Below are 21,680 nucleotides of genomic sequence, written 5' to 3'. Positions count from 1 at the left end.
AGGTGTTACTTTTAGAAGTAACGCCTTTTTTTATATCTGGTACAAAATTTAATACAACGCCAATACTTTTATTACATGCCTAAAAACAAAAAACTAAAGAGTATACTAATTATCGGATCGGGACCAATTGTTATTGGTCAAGCATGTGAATTTGATTATTCAGGAACACAGGCTTTACGCTCCTTGAGAGAAGATGGGATAGAAACGATTTTAATTAATTCGAATCCAGCTACAATTATGACGGATCCTTCAATGGCAGATCATGTGTATCTTAAGCCATTGAACACAAAATCTATCATTGAGATTTTGAAAGAGCATCCGCAAATTGATGCAGTGTTGCCAACTATGGGAGGGCAAACAGCATTAAATCTTTGTATCGAAGCTGATGAAAAAGGAATCTGGAAAGATTTTGATGTAGAAATCATAGGAGTGGATATCGATGCAATTAATATTACTGAGGATCGTGAGCAATTTAGAGAGTTGATGATCAAAATTGGAATTCCAATGGCTCCTCAGGCTACAGCTAATTCTTATTTAAAAGGGAAAGAAATTGCTCAGCAGTTTGGGTTTCCTTTAGTAATCAGAGCGTCCTATACTTTGGGTGGTGATGGTGCATCTATCGTTTATAAAGAAGAAGATTTTGATGAATTACTTACTCGAGGATTAGAGATTTCTCCGATTCATGAGGTAATGATAGATAAAGCCTTAATTGGTTGGAAAGAATACGAGCTCGAGTTACTTAGAGATAATAATGATAATGTAGTTATCATTTGTACTATTGAGAATATGGATCCTATGGGGATTCATACTGGTGATTCTATTACGGTGGCACCAGCAATGACCTTGAGTGATAAGACTTTTCAGCGAATGCGTGATATGGCAATCCATATGATGCGTAGCATAGGGGATTTTGCGGGAGGATGTAATGTTCAGTTTGCTGTGAGCCCTGATGATAAAGAAGATATTATAGCAATTGAGATCAATCCTCGTGTTTCACGTTCTTCAGCTTTGGCATCAAAGGCAACAGGATATCCAATTGCCAAAATAGCAGCAAAACTTGCTATAGGGTACAATTTGGATGAGTTGGATAATCAGATAACAAAATCGACTTCGGCATTGTTTGAGCCGACATTGGATTATGTAATTGTAAAAATACCAAGATGGAATTTTGATAAGTTTGAAGGGTCTGACCGTACTTTAGGCCTTCAAATGAAGTCCGTAGGAGAAGTAATGGCGATAGGAAGATCTTTTCAGGAAGCTCTACATAAGGCAACTCAGTCTTTAGAGATAAAAAGAAATGGACTAGGCGCAGATGGTAAGGGGTATAAAGATTATGATCAAATAATAAAAAAGCTTACCTACGCAAGTTGGGATAGGGTTTTTGTGATATATGATGCTATTCAAATGGGGATTCCTTTAAGTAGGATACATGAGATCACCAAAATTGATATGTGGTTTCTTAAGCAGTATGAAGAGCTTTATAATCTCGAAAAAGAAATATCAACATATACTATACAATCACTTACTAAAGAGTTGATTCTAGAAGCAAAACAAAAAGGTTTTGCAGATAGACAGATAGCGCATATGGTATCTTGTTATGAGAGCGAGGTATACAATAAAAGAGATGAGTTAGGAATAAAAAGAGTGTATAAACTTGTAGATACATGTGCTGCAGAATTTAAAGCTAAAACACCATATTATTATTCTACTTTTGAAGCAGAAGTTGCGACTCCTCAAGGAGAAGTGTACGTTTCTAACGAAAGTGTTGTTTCTGATAAAAAGAAAATTATTGTTCTAGGGTCAGGACCCAATAGAATTGGTCAAGGAATAGAATTTGATTATTGTTGTGTGCATGGTGTGTTGGCATCTTCAGAATGCGGTTACGAAACAATTATGATTAATTGTAATCCAGAAACAGTGTCTACGGATTTTGATGTTGCTGATAAACTGTATTTCGAACCAGTTTTTTGGGAGCATATTTATGATATTATAAGACATGAGAAGCCAGAAGGTGTGATTGTGCAGCTAGGAGGGCAGACGGCTCTTAAGCTTGCAGAGAAACTAGATCGATATGGTATCAAGATTATAGGTACAAGCTACCAGTCTCTTGACCTGGCAGAGGATAGAGGGCACTTTTCTAGGTTATTGCAAGAAAACAATATTCCTTATCCAGAGTTTGATACTGCAGAGACAGCTGATGAGGCTATAGCTGTTGCAGATAAGTTGGATTTCCCTATTTTGGTTAGACCATCTTATGTGTTAGGAGGTCAAGGAATGAAGATTGTAATTAACAAGGAAGAATTAGAAAAGCATGTTGTTGATCTATTACGTAAAATACCAAATAATATGTTGCTTCTAGATCATTATTTAGATGGAGCTATTGAGGCAGAGGCAGATGCTATTTGTGATGGAGAAAATGTTCATATAATTGGTATAATGGAGCATATAGAGCCATGTGGAATTCACTCAGGAGATTCTAATGCGACATTGCCACCATTTAATTTGGGTGAATTTGTAATGCAACAAATTAAAGACCACACGCATAAAATAGCACTGGCTCTTAATACAGTTGGATTAATTAATATTCAGTTTGCTATAAAAGATGATAAAGTCTACATCATAGAGGCCAATCCAAGAGCTTCTAGAACTGTGCCATTTATAGCAAAAGCGTATGGGGAACCCTATGTTAATTATGCGACTAAGGTAATGTTGGGAGAAAATAAAGTTACAGATTTTGATTTCAAACCTTATTTAGAGGGATATGCGATTAAACAACCTGTTTTTTCTTTTAATAAATTTCCTAACGTTAATAAAAAATTAGGACCAGAGATGAAAAGTACGGGAGAAAGTATACTGTTTATAGATGATCTTAAGGATGATCAGTTTTACGACTTATACTCAAGACGAAAAATGTATTTGAGTAAATAATTTTACTCGAAAATAGATGGCAGAATAAGCAAAAGCCTTCTTACTTTATTTAAATAAAGTAAGAAGGCTTTTTTGTGTTTTTTTGTTTGTGGTAAGATGCAAAAATAATTTAGAATTATGTCTATGTTTTTATGGTGTTGTGCTCTTTTAACTATAGTGTATAGAATATACTGAGCTAAGGAAATAAATAAAATTTAGATGCATTAAGTCTACTCATATTCTGGAGTTTATTGCATGCAACATACAAAATCAACATGAGAATCAATTCAACATTAACCATACTTCTATTTACAATTATATTATCTTCTTGTTTTTTTTCAAACAAAGAAAATGTTGATATTGCATCTTCAGAAAATGATAATGTATCGGATCCAATAGAGGCCAAAGTTTCGGCTTTATTGTCTACGATGACCCTTGAAGAAAAGATTGGCCAAATGACTCAGATCACTTTTGAGGTATTAGAAACAGAAGGCAAATTAGATACGGCAAAACTTAAGGAAGCAATTCATAAATATAAAATAGGGTCTATTTTAAATACTCCCACAAGTGGAGCGCCAACTCCTCAAGAATGGAATAAAATATTAAGTCAAGTTTTAGATCAGACGAATCAAACCGATAAAAAAATTCCTCTAATGTATGGTATAGATGCTATTCATGGATCAAGTTATACAAATGGGGCAGTTCTTTTTCCTCAACAAATCGGATTGGCAGCAACTTGGGATCCCGATCTTGTTGAGAAATGTACCGAAGTTTCTGCATATGAAACCAGAGCATCATCTATACCATGGGTTTTTTCTCCAGATTTGGATTTGCCTAGGAATCCAGTTTGGTCAAGGTTTTGGGAGTCCTTTGGAGAAGATGTTTATTTGTCTTCAGAAATGGGAGTGGCTATGGTAAGAGGTTTTCAAGGTGAGGATATTGGTGCTATGAGTAAAGTAGCCGCCTGTGCTAAGCATTTTATAGGGTATGGAAGCAATACTACTGGTAAAGATAGAACGCCAAGTATCATTCCGGATAGGGTTTTAAAGCAATATGATATTCCTATTTTCAAGAAAAGTATTGATGCAGGTGTAAAGAGTGTTATGATTAGTTCGGGAGAAATTAATGGTGTCCCGGTGCATGTGAATAAAAAATTAATAACCAATGTTTTAAAAGGAGAGCTTGGTTTTAAGGGGTTTGTGGTAACAGATTGGGAAGATATTGTGTACTTGAATACACGTCATAAAGTAGCTGCTACAATGCGTGAAGCTGTGAAAAAAGCAGTAATGGCAGGTGTTGATATGAGTATGGTTCCTTATAATTATGTTTTTTGTGATGAATTACTCTCGTTAGTCCATGACGGGGAGGTTCCTTTGTCTAGAATTAATGATGCCGTTAGACGAATATTAAGAGTAAAATATGAATTAGATCTATTTAGAACACCAGTTACAGATCCAAAAGATTATCCTGATTTTGGATCAGACTCTTCTGTAGCATTGGCTTATATAGCTGCATCTGAGTCTATAACATTATTGAAAAACGAGAATAATGTATTGCCAATTTCTAAAGATAGTAAGGTATTAGTTACTGGGCCTACTGCTAATAGTATGAAGTCTCTTAATGGTGGGTGGTCGTACACATGGCAAGGGGAAAAAAGTGACGAATTTGCCAAGGATAAGTTTACGGTTTTAGAAGCTTTTCAGAATAAAATAGGGGAAGATAGAGTGCTATATACTCCAGGTGTTTCAATCTTTGAGGAAATTGATATTGCCAAAGCATCTTTACTAGCTAGAAATGTGGATTATATAGTTTTGTGTCTCGGGGAGCACAACTATACAGAAACCCCCGGTGATATTAATGATTTGAATATCACAAAACCTCAAATCAAATTGGCAAAAGAATTAGCTAAATTGAATAAGCCGATAATTTTGGTGTTAAATGAAGGTCGTCCTCGAATCATTAATGAGTTTGAGGTTGAAATGGATGCTGTTTTACAGTGTTATCTTCCAGGAAATGAAGGAGCGAGAGCTTTGGTAGATATTGTGTATGGAGATGTTAATCCAAGTGGTAAACTTCCTTACAATTATCCTAGATATGCTAACTCCTTGCAAAAATATAATAGAAAATATACTGAAAGTATTGGGAGTGAAGAGCAAAATGATGATACTGGATATGCCAAAAATTATGATCCTCAATATGAATTCGGATATGGATTATCTTATACCACTTTTGAGTATCGAAATTTAGGTTTTGATAAAGTATTCATTAAAAAGAAAGATTCAATAAAAATAACCATTGATGTTCAGAATACGGGAGTAAGAAAAGGAAAAGAAGTGGTGCAATTATATGTTAGAGATATGTTTGCGAGTGTTACACCAGAGGTAAAAGTGTTAAAAAGATTTAAGAAAATAGAATTGCAACCCGGAGAAACAAAAAAAGTGTCGTTTGTTATTGATAATAGAGACTTGAGCTTTGTTGATACAGAGGGTAATTGGGTGTCTGAGGACGGGGAATTTGAGGCGATAATTGGTGGAGTTGTTAAAAAATTTGCATTAGAAAAAGAATTGTAATTGTTTTTTGTTTTATATTTATAGTCATATTAATGTTAAATTAATGTGACTATAAATAGTTTTTAAGCTATTTTTTACGAAATCATAAATACACAAATCACAATCACACATGCAACCTCTTAAATCTGTAGACTCTATATTATGGACCAAACTAAAATTAGGGGATCTAGATTCTTTTAATGAATTATATGATAAGTATATTGATGACTTATTCTTGTTTGGCAGGCAGTATACTCAAGATACAGGTTACATAAAAGATTGTATTCATGATCTTTTCTTGGATATTTATAAATACAGAAAAAAGCTTTCTGATGTAGATAATGTAAAATATTATCTTTTTACTTCCTTGAAAAGAAAAATTAATAAAAAATATAAATCAAAAATTAAATTATTTTCCTCTGAAGACAAAAAAGATGATATAGTGTCTGTCTATCAATCTGCTGAAGATGCTATCATAGAAAAAGAAAATTTTTCTGAAATCACAACCAAACTTTCTGATGCCTTAACTTCACTCTCGAATCGACAAAGAAGAGGTGTTTTACTTAAATTTAATGAAGAAAAATCCTATGAAGAAATAGCTTCTATTTTAGGAATTTCTATTGAATCAGTAAGAACCCTTATTTATCGTGCAATGAAAAAAATGAGAAATGAAATAGAAGTTAAATAAAAATTAAAAAAAGTATTTTTTTTTGTCTACGTTTAGTAACAATGTTTCTCTTAATAATATAGTAAGTCAAATTCACAATAGTAGTATTTAGTTTTTAAAACGAAATACTTGGATTAATATTAGTGTTTTGGTTGTAATACCAAAGAATAAATAAAGCCCTCAAAATGTTAACAGAAGAAGAAAAGAGTTTTCTAAAATATAGAATTAATACTTCTATAAATGAACATCAAAAAAGTGTCAGGAGGAAAAGGCAAAGACAATTTTTGATAGGAAGTATTGCGGCTATAATAGTTGTAGTTTTTTTGATAGTACCTTATACTGGGTTTAATAACTCAACTTCTAATATCAAAAAGTATGTGAATACTACAAATTTAGATGTTGATACAGATGGAGATATTAAGTTAGTTCTCAATAAAGAAGAAGAAGTGCGTATAGCTGATGAGATGTCTGAGATTAAGTATTCAAGTTCTGGAGGACAGGTTGCTATAAATAATTCGAAGAAAGTAGCACAATCCTCAGAAAACAGTTTTAATACGATTATTGTTCCTTATGGGAAAAGAACTAAACTAACACTTTCTGATGGAACTAAAGTTTGGCTTAATTCAGGATCAAAACTTACGTATCCTGTTGTTTTCTCGGGTAAACAAAGAGAAGTTTATCTCACAGGTGAAGGTGTTTTTGATGTAAAACATAATAAAAAGAAGCCATTTTATGTAGTTACCAATCAATATGACGTAAAAGTTTTAGGAACTGTATTTAATGTTAGTAGTTATCAGGATGATTCTTATGCAAGTACGGCACTAGAAAGAGGAAGCGTAGAGATAAAATATAACGGAGGATCTATATTTGGAAAATCGAGTATGAAGATTACTCCAGGGACACTGGCGGTATATGATGTGAAGACTAAAAATATGAGTAGTCGAAAAGTTGATGTTGCAAAATATATGTCTTGGAGGGATGGTAAGTTTATACTTAAGAAACAGCGATTAGATGGGATATTAAAAAAGCTGTCGCGCTATTATAATATTGAAATAGAAGTTGTTAGTGAAGAACTAAATAGGGAAACATTTTCAGGACATTTGGATCTTAAAAACAATATTGAAGAAGTATTGGATATTATTAAACAAACTTCAGATTTAAGATATAAAATTGAGAATAACAAAATTGTAATTAATTAAAAAAATAAGAATATATGATATAATCAAACAAGAGAATATATCACAAAAAAGTCAGAAAATGCGGGAACATCTCCTGACTACGTGATAGTAAACATTACCGACAAAGCAATATTAAACTACATCAAAAACAAAATTATGAATAAAAAAGCGAACTGGTGGTCTTTTTTCTCCGAAAAAAGAGCCTCCAATGTGTTGTTAACCATTATGAGAGTTTTTATTTTATTTCTGTGTTTTGGATTGTCAAGTGCCTATGCCAACAATTCATACTCTCAAACAAAACTCGATGTTGATCTCAAAAATGCAACTCTAGAAGAGTTATTTGAGCAGATACATTCTCAGAGTGAGTATATCTTTTTTTATAACGATAATATTATAGAGGACGATAAGAAAATCACGATTAATCTTCAGAACTCTACGGTCATGAAGATTTTGAATAAGGCATTTTTGAGTACAGATTTGACTTATTCAATATCAGATAGACAAATCGTAATTTCTAAATCAAAAAAAGAAATTCTTCCGAAATCGTTTTCAAAAAAAGAGGAGCCTATACAAAATTCTGTAAGCGGTACAGTGGTAACAGAAGATGGTACTCCTTTACCAGGAGGAAGTGTTTTGGTTAAAGGTACAGATCGCGGAACTCAAACAGATTTTGATGGTAAATACGAAATATCAGTTTCAAATGGAGATGTTTTAGTGTTTTCTTATGTTGGATTTGCTAATAAAGAGGTTACTTATAATGGGCAAGCCACTGTAGATGTTCAGTTATTAGAAGATGCAGCGGCTTTGAGTGAAGTTGTTGTAACTGGATATACAAAACAAAATACGAGAAATATTACTGGAGCAGTAACTGTTATTGAATCTGAAGTTATAGCTGCAACTACACCGACAGGAATAGAGCAAGCATTGCAAGGACAAGCTTCTGGTATTACTGTAGGGTCAGAAGGAGGACCTGGAGGAAATGCAGCAGTTCGTATTCGTGGATATGGTACCATTAATGGAAATGATCCCTTATATGTAATTGATGGTGTTCAAACGGGTCAAGGACTTAGTGATCTTAATCCAAATGATATTGCCTCTATACAAGTGCTTAAGGATGCTGCAGCTGCTTCTATTTATGGTATTGGTGCAGCAAATGGGGTGATAATAATCACAACCAAAGGAGGAAGAAAAAATAACAAAGTTACGTTTACCTATGATGGACTTACGGGTGTAGATTTTATTCCTAAGTCTGTATTTCCAGATATGGCAACACCACAACAATTAGCCGATGCTTTTTGGGGAGCGACTATAAACGATGGTAGTGCACCTAATCACCCGCAATATGGATCTGGAGCTAATCCTGTATTACCAGATTATATATTGCCAGCGGGAACAGTTGGTAGTATTGATGAAAGTGCATATAGTTTTCCTAATAATAGAATAACAAGAGCAAATAAGGCTGGTACAGATTGGTTTGATGAATTCTTTAGTGCCGCTTTTGTACAACAACATAATATTGGTATGCGTGGAGGAAATGAAAATTCTAAATTTTACATGGGTATTGGTGTTTTGAGTCAAGAAGGTGTTGCAAGGGCAACTAGTTATGATCGTTATAATATGAGGTTAAATTCTGAATTTAATGTTACGGATAAGTTTCGTATTGGAGAGACGTTAAACGTTTCTTTTTCGGATAGAACGAGTGTTTCGGATCCTCTAGGGTCTAATAATAATCAAGATAATGAAGGGATAATCGCAGCATTATATCGTATGCATCCAATTATTCCTGTATATGATATCGGAGGTAATTATGCTGGTACGGCTACCATTGGTGGTGTAGGTAATGGATATAATGCAGTAGCAGAAGTAGAAAGAAATAAAGATAATGTTAATGAAACATTGAGAGCTTTAGGGTCAATATATGCTGAATATGATATCACCGAAGACCTTATGTTCAAGACAACCTATACTGCGGATTTAAGAAACTCTAAGTTTTCATATTTTAGTCCAGAAGAACCAGAAACAGGTTCAGGAAATCAAATAAGTCAATTGAGAGAAACTTCTATAAATGAAAACAACACAAACTGGTTTAATATTCTTCAGTATACAAAAACCTTTAATGATGTTCATAGCTTAGATGTTTTTACAGGAACAGAGTTTAAGAAATTTAGTTATGAAGATTTTTATGCTAATATCGCTGATTTTTTATTTACAGGTCCTAATGCAACATATTTGAGTGCAGGTACTGGTACTGCAACTGTAGGAAGCAGCCAGTCTAAGTCTTCGAGTTTTTCTGTATTTGGAAAAGCGGATTATGCATATGACGATAAATATCTTATAAGTGCGACATTAAGACGAGATCAATCCTCTAAATTTGTTGGAGATAATCAAGTAGCTACATTTCCAGCGGCAAGTGTAGGTTGGAGAATCTCAGGAGAGAGTTTTTTAGAAGATTCTTCAATAGTTAATAACTTAATGTTGAAGCTTAGTTGGGGACAATTAGGAAACAATGCAATTCCATCCAATAGAGCGATAACATCTTATGGTCCGGATACGCAGTTTTATACTTATGGAGGAGAGACCGGTTATTATTTAACAAATATAGGTGACCCTGACTTGACTTGGGAAACTACAACTACAACCAATATTGGTATTTCAGGAACATTTTTTGATAATGCTCTTGACGTTAATTTAGATTTGTATGAGTCGGTAACAGAAGATATGTTATTAGCTACTCCTTTAGATCCTACAGTGAGTGGTAATACAATTAGCTCTATCTACCAGAATTTGGGTCAAATGACAAATCAAGGTATAGATGTAAGTGTGCAATATGCGGGTAGTGCAGGAGAAGATTTTAATTATTCTGTAGGAGTAAACCTTTCTCATTATAAAAATGAAGTAGACTTTTTAGATAAAGAGAATCCGGCACCAATTCCTAATCCTACTCTAGGAGGACAAACAGGTTTTGAAACAACGAATACAGTTGAAGGATATCCGATATCTTCATTCGTTGGTCTTACTTGGGAGGGAATAGATCAAAATACTGGAAGAGCTATTCTAACAGGAGATCCAAGAGATGTAATAGGTAATCCTCATCCTGATTTTACATATGGTATTAACTTTAGTGCTGATTACAAAAACTTTGACTTGTCTCTGTTTTTTCAGGGGTCACAAGGAAATGAAATTTATAATTTGACTAAGTTTTGGACGGATTTTGCAAACTTCGAAGGAGGTAAAAGTGTAGATTATATAGCAAATTCTTGGTCACCAACCAATACAGGGGGAACATTACCTGCATTATCTATTACTAATGCGAGTGAAGAATCTATAGGGTCTTCATATTATATTGAAGATGGGTCGTATTTAAGACTTAAGAATATTTCTCTTGGTTATTCTCTTCCTAAGGATATTACCTCTAGATTGAAGGTGGATAAAATTAGAATTTTTATGCAAGGTAAAAATTTATTAACATTTACTGGATATAGTGGTCTTGACCCTGAGATTAACTTGGTGAACTACACAGATCAAGAAACGGCAAACCTTGAAATAGGTGTTGATAGAGGAGCTTATCCAATCTCAAGATCGGTGAATTTAGGCTTAAATGTTACATTCTAAAAAGAAAGAAAGATGAAAGAATTATTTAAATATATAATAACAAAAAGAATATTAGTACTGACATTTTTTTCTGGGATGGTGATTTTTTTTCAATCATGTCAAAAAGAATTAGACGTTCCTCTTCAAGGGGAGTTTAGTTCTGATGTTATCCCTTTTGATGCAGATTGGATTAGTGGTCAACTTGTGGCTGCATATGGGATGTTAGATTTGAATTTAGATACAAGTGATCCATGGCGTTCTGCCCCTTCAAACTGGCTATATGGAGAAGTGCCTTCTGATAATGCATATAAGGGTAGTGAAGCTGGTGATCAAGGAAGTATAGATAATATGGAGTTTTATACGCCAAACTCAGGAGAGAGTAACTATTATGGGTATAAATGGAGTGCTATTTATGAAGGAGTTGCTAGATGTAATGAAGCGATACGAGGAGTTAATGAAGGTGTAGAAAGAGGAAATTTGACAGAAGCTCAGGCAGCCCAATTTATTGGTGAAGCTAGATTTTTAAGAGGGCATTATCATTTTGAAGCAAAAAAAATGTGGGATAATATTCCTTTTATTGATGAGACCGTAACTGTTTCTCAATCAAATGAAAATGTAGATTCATGGACTCTTATAGAAGAAGATTTTGCATACGCAGCATCAGTTTTGTCGGATGATTCAAGGTTACCGGAAGGAGGAGCAACTAGCTGGAATGCAAAAGCCTATCTAGGTAAAGTGCATATGTATCAATTAGATTATACAAGTGCAGCGCCAGTTTTGGATGATGTTATTAATAATGGTCCATATAGTCTTAATCCTAAATATTCTGATAATTTTAATGCAGAAACTGATAATAGTGCTGAGTCTGTTTTTGCAATTCAGCAAACTACGGATGACGGAGCATCACAAGATGATAATGCTAACTGGGGAGATGTGCTTAACTTTCCTAATGGAGCACCCGTAGGTACGACAGGGGGAGCATGTTGTGGATTTTTTCAGCCGTCACAAAATTTAGTGAATGCATATAAAACAGATGCTTCAGGGTTGCCTTTACTTGATACTTTTAATGACACAGATGTAACTAATGATGATGGTATCTCTTCTGAAGATGATTTTACACCATATACTGGAGAATTAGATCCAAGATTAGATTGGAAAGTAGGACGTAGAGGTATAGATTTTAATGGCTGGGGTATTATGCCTGGACAATCATGGATTAGAAGTCCATCTTATGGAGGGCCATACCTTCAAAAGATAACTATTTTTAGAGCAAGTCAATTTGAAGATCCAGCTATAGATAGTCAAGCTGGTTGGGGGCCTGGTTTAAGCGCAATGGATACCAATATTATTCGATTTGCAGAAGTATTACTATGGAGAGCAGAAATTATGGCTGCAACGGGAGAAGGTGATATGGGAGCTTCTTTGGTGGATCAGGTTCGTATGAGAGCTGCTAATGAAGAAGATTTTGTGAAAGCCTTAGATTCTGATGGAGAACCAACGGATGATCCAGCTGCAAATTATGTTGTCGGTTTATATGGTAGTTTTACCAGTCAAGATCAAGCAATAAAAGCAGTTGCACATGAGTATAGAATAGAAACGGCTCTAGAGGGGCACAGATTCTTCGATTTAGTGCGAAGAGGAGTTGCTTCAGAAGTTCTTACAGCATATTTGGCAGAAGAAGTAACTAAACGACCTCACCTTACTAGTGCTTCGTTTACACCAGGTACTAATGAACGTTATCCAATTGCACAAAGTGTAATAGGAGTAAGTAATGGAGAAATCAAACAAAATACGGGATATTAGCCAACTTAATTTATTTATTTTTTTTAAACAGCGTGGAAACACGCTGTTTTTTACATATAATTGTATAGTATAAATCGTCAAATCATAACTTATTCTTCCACTACAATGGCTTATAAATGTTTTTTACTTTTTATTGGTATAATTTTGGTTACTGGATGTTCTAAAAAAGAGGCTTCTAAAGAAGAAGTAGCTATTCTGGATACAAAAATTTTTGAGAATTTAGAGCCTTCCTCAACGGGTATTGAGTTTAAGAATATACTAACCGAAAATGATTCACTAAACTACTTTACTTATTCTTATTTGTATATGGGTGGTGGTGTCGCTACTGGAGATATTAATAATGATGGGTTACTTGATGTTTACTTTACAGGAAATCAAGTAGCTAATAAGTTATATCTTAACAAAGGAGATTTGAAATTTGAAGATATTAGTGAAAAAGCAGGGGTTGCAGGTGACGAAAGATGGTATACAGGGGTAACCATGATTGATATTAATAATGATGGCTTTTTAGATATTTATTGTTCTGTGGGAGGTTTGTTTAAACCAAAAAAAAATCAATTATTTGTTAATAATGGGGATGCTACTTTTACAGAGCGCGCATCAGAGTATGGTATTGATGATCTTGCAAATAGTGTACAAGGAACCTTTTTTGACTATGATAAAGATGGTGACTTAGATTTATATACAGCTAATTATCCACCTACATCATTTAAATCTCCGAATTTCTATTATAAACATAAGATGAAAAATGTAAAAGACCATGAGTCTGATCACTTATACAGAAACGATGGAAATACCTTTGTGGATGTTACTGAAGAGGCTGGACTCAAAACTTTTGGACTAACATTAAGTGCTACCGTTGGGGATCTTAATAATGACGGATGGCCCGATTTATATGTGTCTAATGATTTCAGTACACCCGATTTTTTATACCTTAATAATGGAGACGGTACATTTAAAGAAGTTGTTAAAGAAGCAACTTCACATACTGCTTTTTATGGTATGGGTGCTGATGTATCGGATTATAATAATGACGGATATTTGGATATATTTCAGGTAGATATGGATGCGCAATCCAATCGTCGTCAAAAATCAAATATGGCAAGTATGAATCCAAAATTGTTTTGGAGCACAGTCAATTCTGGTTTTCATTATCAGTATATGCATAATTGTATGCAGCTTAATACAGGAATCTCCAAAGATGGTATTCCTAAGTTCTCTAATGTTTCGCGAATAACAGGAACCTCTTCTACTGATTGGAGTTGGGGTCCTTTATTTGCAGATTTTGATAATGATGGGTATAAAGACTTATTCATAAGTAATGGAACACGTAGAGAGATTAATAACAATGATTTTTTTAATGAATTAGGTAGCCTAAAAAACAGGAATGATAGTTTATTGCAACGTAGTCTGAGTATACCCTCAGAGAAGATCGATAATTTTATGTTTCGTAATAAAGGGGATTATGATTTCGAAAATGTAAATAAACAATGGGGGATTCAATATGAAGGGTTTTCTAATGGCGTTGTATATGCTGATTTAGATAATGATGGTGATTTAGAAATTATAACCAATAACATTGATGATTACGCATCAGTATTCGAGAATAAAAGTTCTGAAAACAATAATTATATTAAAATACATTTTGAGGGGACAGAAAAGAATAATTTGGGACTAGGAAATCGAGTGTATGTAAAAGTAGGTGATCAAACGCAAATGCAAGAACTTACCTTGTCCAGAGGGTTTCAATCTTCTGTAGCACCAGAATTACATTTTGGAATTAACCAATCCAAAGAGATAGAAGAGGTAAAAGTGGTTTGGTCAGATGGAAAAATACAAATACTAAAGAATCCTGCCGTTAATCAAAAGTTACTTATCAAATATACAGATGCTATCGTAAGTAATAGTGTTGAGAACGAACCTTCTTATATTTTCTCTGAAGACGATGATCATTTGTTTCCTGAATATAAACACGAAGAAAACAGGTTCAATGATTTTAGAAAACAAGTACTGTTACCACACAAAATGTCTTCATTTGGACCAGCATTGGCGGTTGGAGATTTGAATGGCGATGGTAGTGATGATTATTTTGTCGGTGGAGCTTTAGGAAAACCAGGAGCATTGTTTTTTCAAAATCAAGTTGGTTTTGAAAAACAATCAGCAGAAATTTTTGAAAAAGATAGAATGAGTGAAGATGTGGGCGCTATGATTTTTGATGCTGATAACGATGGTGATCACGATTTATATGTTGTGAGTGGGGGATATGAATTTAATCCAAAGTCAAATCAACTGCAGGATCGACTATATATCAATGATGGAAAAGGAAATTTCTCCAAAACCGATGCAGAAGTTTTACCAGAAATGTTGACCAGTGGTTCACGAGTATATAATGCAGATTTTGATAAAGACGGTAAACAGGATGTGTTAGTTTTAGGTAGACAAATACCAGAACATTATCCAGCTTCGGCAGATAGTTATATTTTAAGAAATATTTCAGAAAATGGAGCTCCTAGATTTGAAAATGTTACAAATGAATGGGCAAAGGAATTAACTGCTTTAGGAATGGCAACTAGTGCTGTTATAACAGATTTTGATAATGATGATTGGCAAGATATTATTATTGTAGGAGAGTGGATGCCTATACGTGTTTTTAAAAACATAAAAACAGGTTTCAAAGAAGTATCTAAAGATTTAGGACTCACAAAAGATACTGCTGGATGGTGGTGGAGTATAAAAGAAGGGGATTTTGATAATGATGGAGATATGGATTATATAATTGGTAATAATGGATTGAACTACAAGTATAAAGCCACAGAAGAAGAAACTTTTGACATGTTTGTTAATGATTTTGATAACAACAATAGTGATGATATTGTTTTAAGTTATTATAATGATGGAGAACAGTTTCCTGTGCGTGGTAGACAATGTTCTTCGCAACAGATATCTGCAATAAAGACTAAATTTAAGGATTATGAAAGTTTTTCTGAAGCGACTTTAATAGATGTATACACCGAAAAATCCTTAGAGGAATCTAATCATTATCAAATTAAGTCATTTGCAAGTGTATATATGGAAAACACAGGAAACGGATTTACCTTGCATAAATTACCTATGGAAGCCCAAGTCTCATCAATTAATCAAATCTTAATAGAAGATTTTGATAAAGATGGTCACCTAGATGCAGTTGTTGCAGGGAATTTATATGCTTCAGAGGTTGAGACACCAAGAAATGATGCAGGACATGGTTTATTTTTGAAAGGTAATGGAAAAGGAGCTTTTACACCTGTTTCTTTTACCCAAAGCGGATTGTACATATCAGGAGATGTAAAAGATATGTCTTTGATTAAAACGAATAGGGGTGCATTTATAGTGGCAGCAAAAAATAACGATTCTTTGCAGTTTACTAAAATAAACAAAGTTGATTCAGAAGCAGTGGTCAGTAATACTCTAGAATAATAACAGATTAAGAACCTTTTTATTCTTCTAGAAATCCGTCGGCTTCCCAATCCAAAATTATGTCAATAATATCTTGAGATAAATTTCCCTCTGGGGGCATCGGATTGTTTATTGATTGCATTCTGTTTACGAGATCTCTATTGACACCAATTATAGTTTCTGCATATGTACGCATGGCAAAAGGTGCTCCATTTGTTGGTGGATCATCATGACAAGAAACACAATGCATGTCAAAAATCGATTTTACATCTGCATTATAAGTAGTAGTTTTATCGGGATTAGGATTTTCATTTCCAGAATTAGTATCGTCATCAGTATTATTATCTTGTTCAGAATCATCATCCATGGTGCTTGAATCATCACTATCATTGCAACTAAAGCATATAAAGAAAGATAAAATTAAGAAAGCATTTTTGATATATATGTACATGTTGTTGGGGTTTTAGATAATAAATTATAAAAAAGATTGAATGAATACCAAAACTCGAAATATAGTTATTAAACGCTTAGAATCTACTTTAATTATATTTCTATTTTTACGTTGTATTCTTTCAGGATTTCTAAGTGAGCTTCTACATCAAATTCTGACGCCTTAAAACGATCCCGTCTAACTTTTGCATCTTCCTTTCTGATAATACTTCTTACAAAACGTCTAATAGCCGTTTTATTCTCTAGAATTAAACCTGGGATAGGAACACTTTTTCCTTCTTCGTCTTTGGCTACCATTGTAAAGTAACTAGAATTGCAATGTTTTATAGTTCCTGTACGTATATTTTCTGCTTCTACTCGCACACCTACTACCATTGAGGTAGTACCAACATGATTAACAGAAGCCTTCATTGTAACTAATTCGCCAACTTCTATCGGTTTTAAAAAATCAACTTTGTCAACGCTAGCAGTTACAGCATAGGTTTCTGAGTGTTTAGATGCACAGGCAAAAGCAATTTGATCCATTAAGGATAAGATGTATCCTCCATGTATTTTTCCACTAAAATTAGAATGAGAGGGAAGCATTAATTCAGAGATGATTACTCTGGACTCTGTGTTTGTTTTGTATTTTTTCACGATTTGTTTATTTATTTCTAAAATGTGGAGATACTTCTTCTTCGGCTTCGATAATGAAATATTTAGTATCACCTAACCAAGCCATTTTTGTAAAGCGTTCTTTATAAGTGAGTTTTACATATCGGCCTTGTAGTTTTTCTAACTTTTTTACAATGATATCATCTTCTACAGAAAAACTAAATATTTGCGCACCAGAGATTCCCTGACTAATTTCACCTTCCCAGGTTTTAAAAAATACACCTTTATGACTAAACTTAATCAGCTCTCCACTTCGGGTACCCTTGCTATATGATGCGTAATACACTATTGTATAGGAAATCGCAAAAAGTAGCGTGATACTTAAAAGGATTATTGCGAGTGTCTTTTTCATTTTATTTATAATTTACAAATATGATTAATAAAAGAAGAAATAGAAAAAAACTAAATTAATTTATCTTGATTTTGGATATCTTCTTCATCGGTAGCTCTTTTAATTATAACTTCGGGTAATGATTTTTTTGCTTTGGCTCCCATTTTCTTTAACTTTTCTACACTAATGATAAGGTTCCCTTTTCCTTCTACAAGCTTATTCATTGCCGCTGAGTAATCTTTCTTAGTATCGTCAATCTTTTTGCCAATTCCTGTTAGATCTTTTACTAGTCCTTCGAACTTGTCATAAAGGGCTCCCGCTTGACGAGCAATCTCAATAGCGTTACGCTGTTGCTTTTCATTATTCCACATGGTATCGATTGTTCGTAAAGTAGCAAGTAAAGTTGCCGGAGTAACGATCACAATATTTTTCTCGAAGGCTTGATTGTATAGTTTATTATCTTCATTTATAGCTATTGCAAATGCAGGTTCTATAGGTACAAAAAGTAAGACGAAGTCAGGCGACTCGATATCATAAATATCTTGATAGTTTTTTTCGGATAATTGATCTACATGACGTTTTAAAGAAGTAATATGCTCCTTGAGGTAGTTTGATTTCAGTACATCATCTTCTTCATTTATAAAACGCTCGTATGCAGTGAGTGTTACTTTTGAGTCAATAATCATCTTTTTATTATCGGGCAAATGAATTACTACATCGGGCAGTATACGTTGTCCATGTTCTGTTGTAAAACTCTGCTGTACAAAGTATTCTCTGTTTTTTTCTAGGCCAGACTTTTCTAATACCCGTTCGAGTACCAATTCTCCCCAATTCCCTTGCATTTTATTGTCCCCTTTTAAGGCCTTGGTTAGATTAGTGGTCTCTTTACTCATTTGTTCATTAAGATCTTTGAGTCCTACTATTTGTTGTCGTAACGCGGCATGATAATCAATACTTTCTTTATGCGTTTGTTCTACTTTTTTTTCGAAAGTATTTATTTTTTCTTGAAGTGGACTAAGGATGTTTTTGATATTTTCTTTGTTCTGCTCAGTAAATTTGTTCGATTTTTCGTCCAGAATTTTATTAGCAAGATTTTCAAACTCTTTGGTAAATTTTTCCTGAAGTTTTTCTACTTCATTTTTTTGTTCTTGATTTTTGAGTTGTAAATTTTCAAATTCTGTATTACGTCGTGTAAGTTCAGTATTTAGAAAATCTTTTTCTCTACGGATCTCTTCTCGTTCTTTGGTAATTTCAGAAAGTTGATTCTCAACAGTTACCTTATATTGTTGGTGTTCCTGTTTAGCAAATTCGAGCTGTTGATTCCCCATTTTTTTGGCTTCATCAAATTGCATTTGTAATTGATTGTTGCGTTCATTTAGTGCACTATGTTCACTCTTGTTTTTTAGCGAAGCAACATATTTACCAATAAAAAAACCTATTATAATTGCAATTGCGGCAATGATAAGAGAAATGTATTCTGACATGCTTGATTTTGTTTGTTCAAAGATAAAGATTTAGGGAGTTAGTTATTCTATATAAATAAAAAAAGAAGACCACCTTTTCTAAGGTAGTCTTCAATATATCTGAATAAATAAATCTAAATTCTTTATTCTAAAATTTAAAAAAGTGTAGTAATTGAAGATTGTACTTTTATACTGATTGTAATTTGTCCACTAGATCCATCTCCAGGAACTAATCCAGTTACTTTAATTAATCCCTTATTTCCATAACTATCTACAAATTCTAATACATTACCTACGGATAGATTTGTAACTCTTTCACTAGTTGGAATTGAAATGTTATCTAAATCACTTCTTTCCGTTATCGTATCAAAATCAAGTGTCGACGTAGTAATATAGAAGTTGTTTAATTCTTCTTGTGCAACTCCAGATACCCCAGCAATAGCAGAATCAGCGTTTCCATCACCAGTCGTATCAAAAAGCGGAGGGTAGTTTGCTACAGAAGCTAATGATGCATTGTTCGTTGCTCCATAGTAATATCCAAAATCCCATAATGCTGCTGTTTCTTCGCCTTCATCAATTCTATATTTAAGTCCATCAAATACGGACATAAATGTTTGTGATGTTTGACTACTGAGAGGAGCAGCTAGTATGGTAGTTTCATATGTTTTCAAACCAGAACCATCGTTTGTTCCACTTCCGTTTATAGTTATAGTACCAACCGCTGTATCACTTATAGCATTTCGTTTACTAATATCTCTAAAATCTCCTTTACCAGTGGTTGCCCAAATGGTATATACTATTTTACTGTCAGCTGATGCCGGAATTGGAAATGGGATAGCAAACTCAAAACCATTTCCATTGTCTGAAGATAAATCAAGTGATCCATCTTTTTTATCATCAACAGTAACTCCACCAGTAGAAAATTCATAAGGATCTTCTCCAAAGTTTGAAACATTTTGAGTTACATATAGCCTCCTCATTGTATTGGTAGTCGTTTCAAAAGCAATTTTAACTAAGGCTGTAGATGAAAGCCCAGACGCATTAATTGTTACATTTCTGTTATCTCCTCCTTGCTCAAAAACAGAAAGTTCACCGTCATATAAAGAGTCTTCTTCCTCATCATCACTAATGGTAATGGCATCATTATCCGAACCACAGCTAAACGTAAATAGTGCAATAAGCATTAGAATTGCTAATGATTTGAGTTGTATTAAGTTGTTCATAGTAAATAGGTTTTTAATATTTATGCAAAATTATGTTTTTTGTAATTAAGCGTAAGGTGTTAAGGACACCAAATAGTTACAGTTTATCCATAAAAAGCATATTTTTTCGACAAAGAGCATTTTTCAAACGATTTATTACAGTGAGATCCTTTTATGTCTTTACAGAAATATGATTTCTTTCTAAATGAAAAAGGGGCTTTTATTAAAGAAATATATTTAAAAGAAAAGTTGGAATATATTCTAAATGATCATAGGTAGTAATTACTAATAATATTCGATTTCTCTTTCAATAATATATGATGGGTATGCCTCTTCTTTGCCTTCTGCTAAATAAATAACACATTGAGTCCAATTGTTTTTTTCGTCATATATATATTCATTTTTTGACCTTTTAATTACATCTAATTCTGAATTAAAAAAACACACCTCGATTTTATCACCTTTTTCATTATATGTATAGGTTTTTCTCTTTACTAAATTAAATTCATTTTCATCTGTAAACTCTAATTCTTCTATTAGTAAATTATTATCGTCATATATATATATATTATTTACCAAAAGAGTAGTGCTAGAGCCATTAATGGAATAAATTTTCATAGCAACTTTATTACTATTAGTGTCATATTCATTTATACTTTGGCTAAATAATTCTTTATCTGGCATAAGAAATGAAGAAGATTTGATACCGTTTCCTTTAGTGTCATATTCAGAAATCTCCTCCATTGTCATAGCTTCTTTGGCATCATAATAGTGAGTTTTTATTGTATTTCCGCTTAGGTCATAAAAGAGGAGTATTTTATTTTTTAGTTTTGAGTGCGCATCATAGGTGATAATCTCATTTTTATTTTCTTCTTTGTTATGGGTATGCGATGACCTTTCGAGTATTTGATCATTAGAAGATATGACATGATGTTCTGTCAATTGATCATTCGTATCGTATACAGAATAATAGTCGTAGGATTTGTCATTAACCGATAGAAGATCCGCATCTGTTAATCTAGCCCTATTTCCTTTTATTAATTGTTCAGGATCATACTTGCGCAAGTATGATAGTTCTTTGATCGATTTCACGCTTCCGTTAAGCGTATGTCCTTTTTTCATAAGATTTTTTCTTTTTTAAAGTACTTTATTGATATCCTGAATTAAATGGGGTACTTTTTTAACGAATCATATTTAGTTGTTCAAATGTCATCTCGAAAAATAGTAGTTTATAAATATAGCAACAAAATTAATGTTTAAGGGGGTTAAAAATTGATGAAAGGTATCCGAACAGAGGATGGTAAAACAAAAATAGTATTTCGTGATCGATTATTAAGGAATCGGTTTGTACGTAAGGAGCCTATATTTCTAAGCATATAATCTAAAATTCTGGATACAATTATCTATTATTAGAAGAAGATTCATAAAAAATAAATGACCACTCTATTAA

General features: G+C 33.4%; 13 protein-coding genes. 7 read left to right on the top strand and 6 right to left on the bottom strand.

The annotated features are described in order from the left end of the window. Nucleotides 1–75: 75 nt before the first annotated feature. The 7 genes from carB to DZ60_RS0108445 all read left to right on the top strand — a co-directional run bounded on the left by carB (nucleotide 76) and on the right by DZ60_RS0108445 (nucleotide 16,151). Nucleotides 76–2,928, top strand: a complete 2,853-nt coding sequence (carB, locus tag DZ60_RS0108475; protein ID WP_025741660.1) for a carbamoyl-phosphate synthase large subunit — start codon at nucleotides 76–78, stop codon at nucleotides 2,926–2,928. A gap of 254 nt (nucleotides 2,929–3,182) precedes the next feature. After that, a complete protein-coding gene (locus tag DZ60_RS0108470; RefSeq protein WP_025741659.1) occupies nucleotides 3,183–5,477 on the top strand; it encodes a glycoside hydrolase family 3 N-terminal domain-containing protein in 2,295 nt (764 codons plus the stop codon). Nucleotides 5,478–5,586: 109 nt separating this feature from the next. Continuing rightward, entirely contained in the window at nucleotides 5,587–6,144 is a 558-nt protein-coding gene (locus tag DZ60_RS0108465; RefSeq protein ID WP_025741658.1) for an RNA polymerase sigma factor, read from the top strand. 164 nt (nucleotides 6,145–6,308) lie between these two features. Beyond that, on the top strand, nucleotides 6,309–7,322 hold the full coding sequence (locus tag DZ60_RS0108460; protein WP_025741657.1) for a FecR family protein: 1,014 nt from the start codon (nucleotides 6,309–6,311) through the stop codon (nucleotides 7,320–7,322). Nucleotides 7,323–7,457: 135 nt separating this feature from the next. After that, nucleotides 7,458–10,913, top strand: a complete 3,456-nt coding sequence (locus tag DZ60_RS0108455) for a TonB-dependent receptor (protein WP_025741656.1) — start codon at nucleotides 7,458–7,460, stop codon at nucleotides 10,911–10,913. Between the two features lie 12 nt (nucleotides 10,914–10,925). Continuing rightward, nucleotides 10,926–12,695 carry a RagB/SusD family nutrient uptake outer membrane protein gene (locus tag DZ60_RS0108450; protein ID WP_025741655.1) on the top strand — a complete coding sequence of 590 codons (1,770 nt, stop codon included), beginning with the start codon at nucleotides 10,926–10,928 and terminating at the stop codon, nucleotides 12,693–12,695. 105 nt (nucleotides 12,696–12,800) lie between these two features. Further along, nucleotides 12,801–16,151, top strand: a complete 3,351-nt coding sequence (locus DZ60_RS0108445) for a VCBS repeat-containing protein (protein WP_025741654.1) — start codon at nucleotides 12,801–12,803, stop codon at nucleotides 16,149–16,151. A gap of 19 nt (nucleotides 16,152–16,170) precedes the next feature. Here DZ60_RS0108445 and DZ60_RS22735 read toward each other — a convergent pair whose 3' ends face one another. From DZ60_RS22735 to DZ60_RS0108415, 6 genes are all read right to left on the bottom strand, one after another. After that, nucleotides 16,171–16,581, bottom strand: a complete 411-nt coding sequence (locus DZ60_RS22735) for a c-type cytochrome (protein WP_025741653.1) — start codon at nucleotides 16,579–16,581, stop codon at nucleotides 16,171–16,173. A 92-nt stretch (nucleotides 16,582–16,673) separates the two neighbouring features. Continuing rightward, nucleotides 16,674–17,216 carry an acyl-CoA thioesterase gene (locus DZ60_RS0108435; RefSeq protein WP_034229176.1) on the bottom strand — a complete coding sequence of 181 codons (543 nt, stop codon included), beginning with the start codon at nucleotides 17,214–17,216 and terminating at the stop codon, nucleotides 16,674–16,676. A gap of 7 nt (nucleotides 17,217–17,223) precedes the next feature. Then, on the bottom strand, nucleotides 17,224–17,586 hold the full coding sequence (locus DZ60_RS0108430; RefSeq protein ID WP_025741651.1) for a hypothetical protein: 363 nt from the start codon (nucleotides 17,584–17,586) through the stop codon (nucleotides 17,224–17,226). A gap of 50 nt (nucleotides 17,587–17,636) precedes the next feature. After that, the gene (locus DZ60_RS0108425) at nucleotides 17,637–19,049 is read right to left on the bottom strand and encodes a DNA recombination protein RmuC (RefSeq protein WP_025741650.1); all 1,413 of its coding nucleotides are present in this window, start codon (nucleotides 19,047–19,049) and stop codon (nucleotides 17,637–17,639) included. A gap of 134 nt (nucleotides 19,050–19,183) precedes the next feature. Beyond that, nucleotides 19,184–20,251, bottom strand: a complete 1,068-nt coding sequence (locus tag DZ60_RS0108420) for a hypothetical protein (protein ID WP_025741649.1) — start codon at nucleotides 20,249–20,251, stop codon at nucleotides 19,184–19,186. A 264-nt stretch (nucleotides 20,252–20,515) separates the two neighbouring features. Further along, nucleotides 20,516–21,352: a hypothetical protein gene (locus tag DZ60_RS0108415; RefSeq protein WP_025741648.1), complete on the bottom strand. Its 837-nt coding sequence runs from the start codon at nucleotides 21,350–21,352 to the stop codon at nucleotides 20,516–20,518. Nucleotides 21,353–21,680: the final 328 nt, after the last annotated feature.

Origin of the sequence: Aquimarina pacifica, assembly GCF_000520955.1 — a bacterium.
GTDB lineage: Bacteria > Bacteroidota > Bacteroidia > Flavobacteriales > Flavobacteriaceae > Aquimarina > Aquimarina pacifica.
This window is presented reverse-complemented; position numbering and strand designations above follow the sequence as displayed.

Bases quoted from the DNA above. Each gene is read 5' to 3' on its own strand.
- DZ60_RS0108425 (WP_025741650.1), bottom strand. From the start codon at position 19,049: ATGTCAGAATACATTTCTCTTATCATTGCCGCAATTGCAATTATAATA.
- DZ60_RS0108470 (WP_025741659.1), top strand. From the start codon at position 3,183: ATGAGAATCAATTCAACATTAACCATACTTCTATTTACAATTATATTA.
- DZ60_RS0108430 (WP_025741651.1), bottom strand. From the start codon at position 17,586: ATGAAAAAGACACTCGCAATAATCCTTTTAAGTATCACGCTACTTTTT.
- DZ60_RS0108455 (WP_025741656.1), top strand. From the start codon at position 7,458: ATGAATAAAAAAGCGAACTGGTGGTCTTTTTTCTCCGAAAAAAGAGCC.
- DZ60_RS0108465 (WP_025741658.1), top strand. From the start codon at position 5,587: ATGCAACCTCTTAAATCTGTAGACTCTATATTATGGACCAAACTAAAA.
- DZ60_RS0108420 (WP_025741649.1), bottom strand. From the start codon at position 20,251: ATGAACAACTTAATACAACTCAAATCATTAGCAATTCTAATGCTTATT.
- DZ60_RS0108450 (WP_025741655.1), top strand. From the start codon at position 10,926: ATGAAAGAATTATTTAAATATATAATAACAAAAAGAATATTAGTACTG.
- DZ60_RS0108415 (WP_025741648.1), bottom strand. From the start codon at position 21,352: ATGAAAAAAGGACATACGCTTAACGGAAGCGTGAAATCGATCAAAGAA.
- DZ60_RS0108445 (WP_025741654.1), top strand. From the start codon at position 12,801: ATGGCTTATAAATGTTTTTTACTTTTTATTGGTATAATTTTGGTTACT.
- DZ60_RS0108460 (WP_025741657.1), top strand. From the start codon at position 6,309: ATGTTAACAGAAGAAGAAAAGAGTTTTCTAAAATATAGAATTAATACT.
- DZ60_RS22735 (WP_025741653.1), bottom strand. From the start codon at position 16,581: ATGTACATATATATCAAAAATGCTTTCTTAATTTTATCTTTCTTTATA.
- carB (WP_025741660.1), top strand. From the start codon at position 76: ATGCCTAAAAACAAAAAACTAAAGAGTATACTAATTATCGGATCGGGA.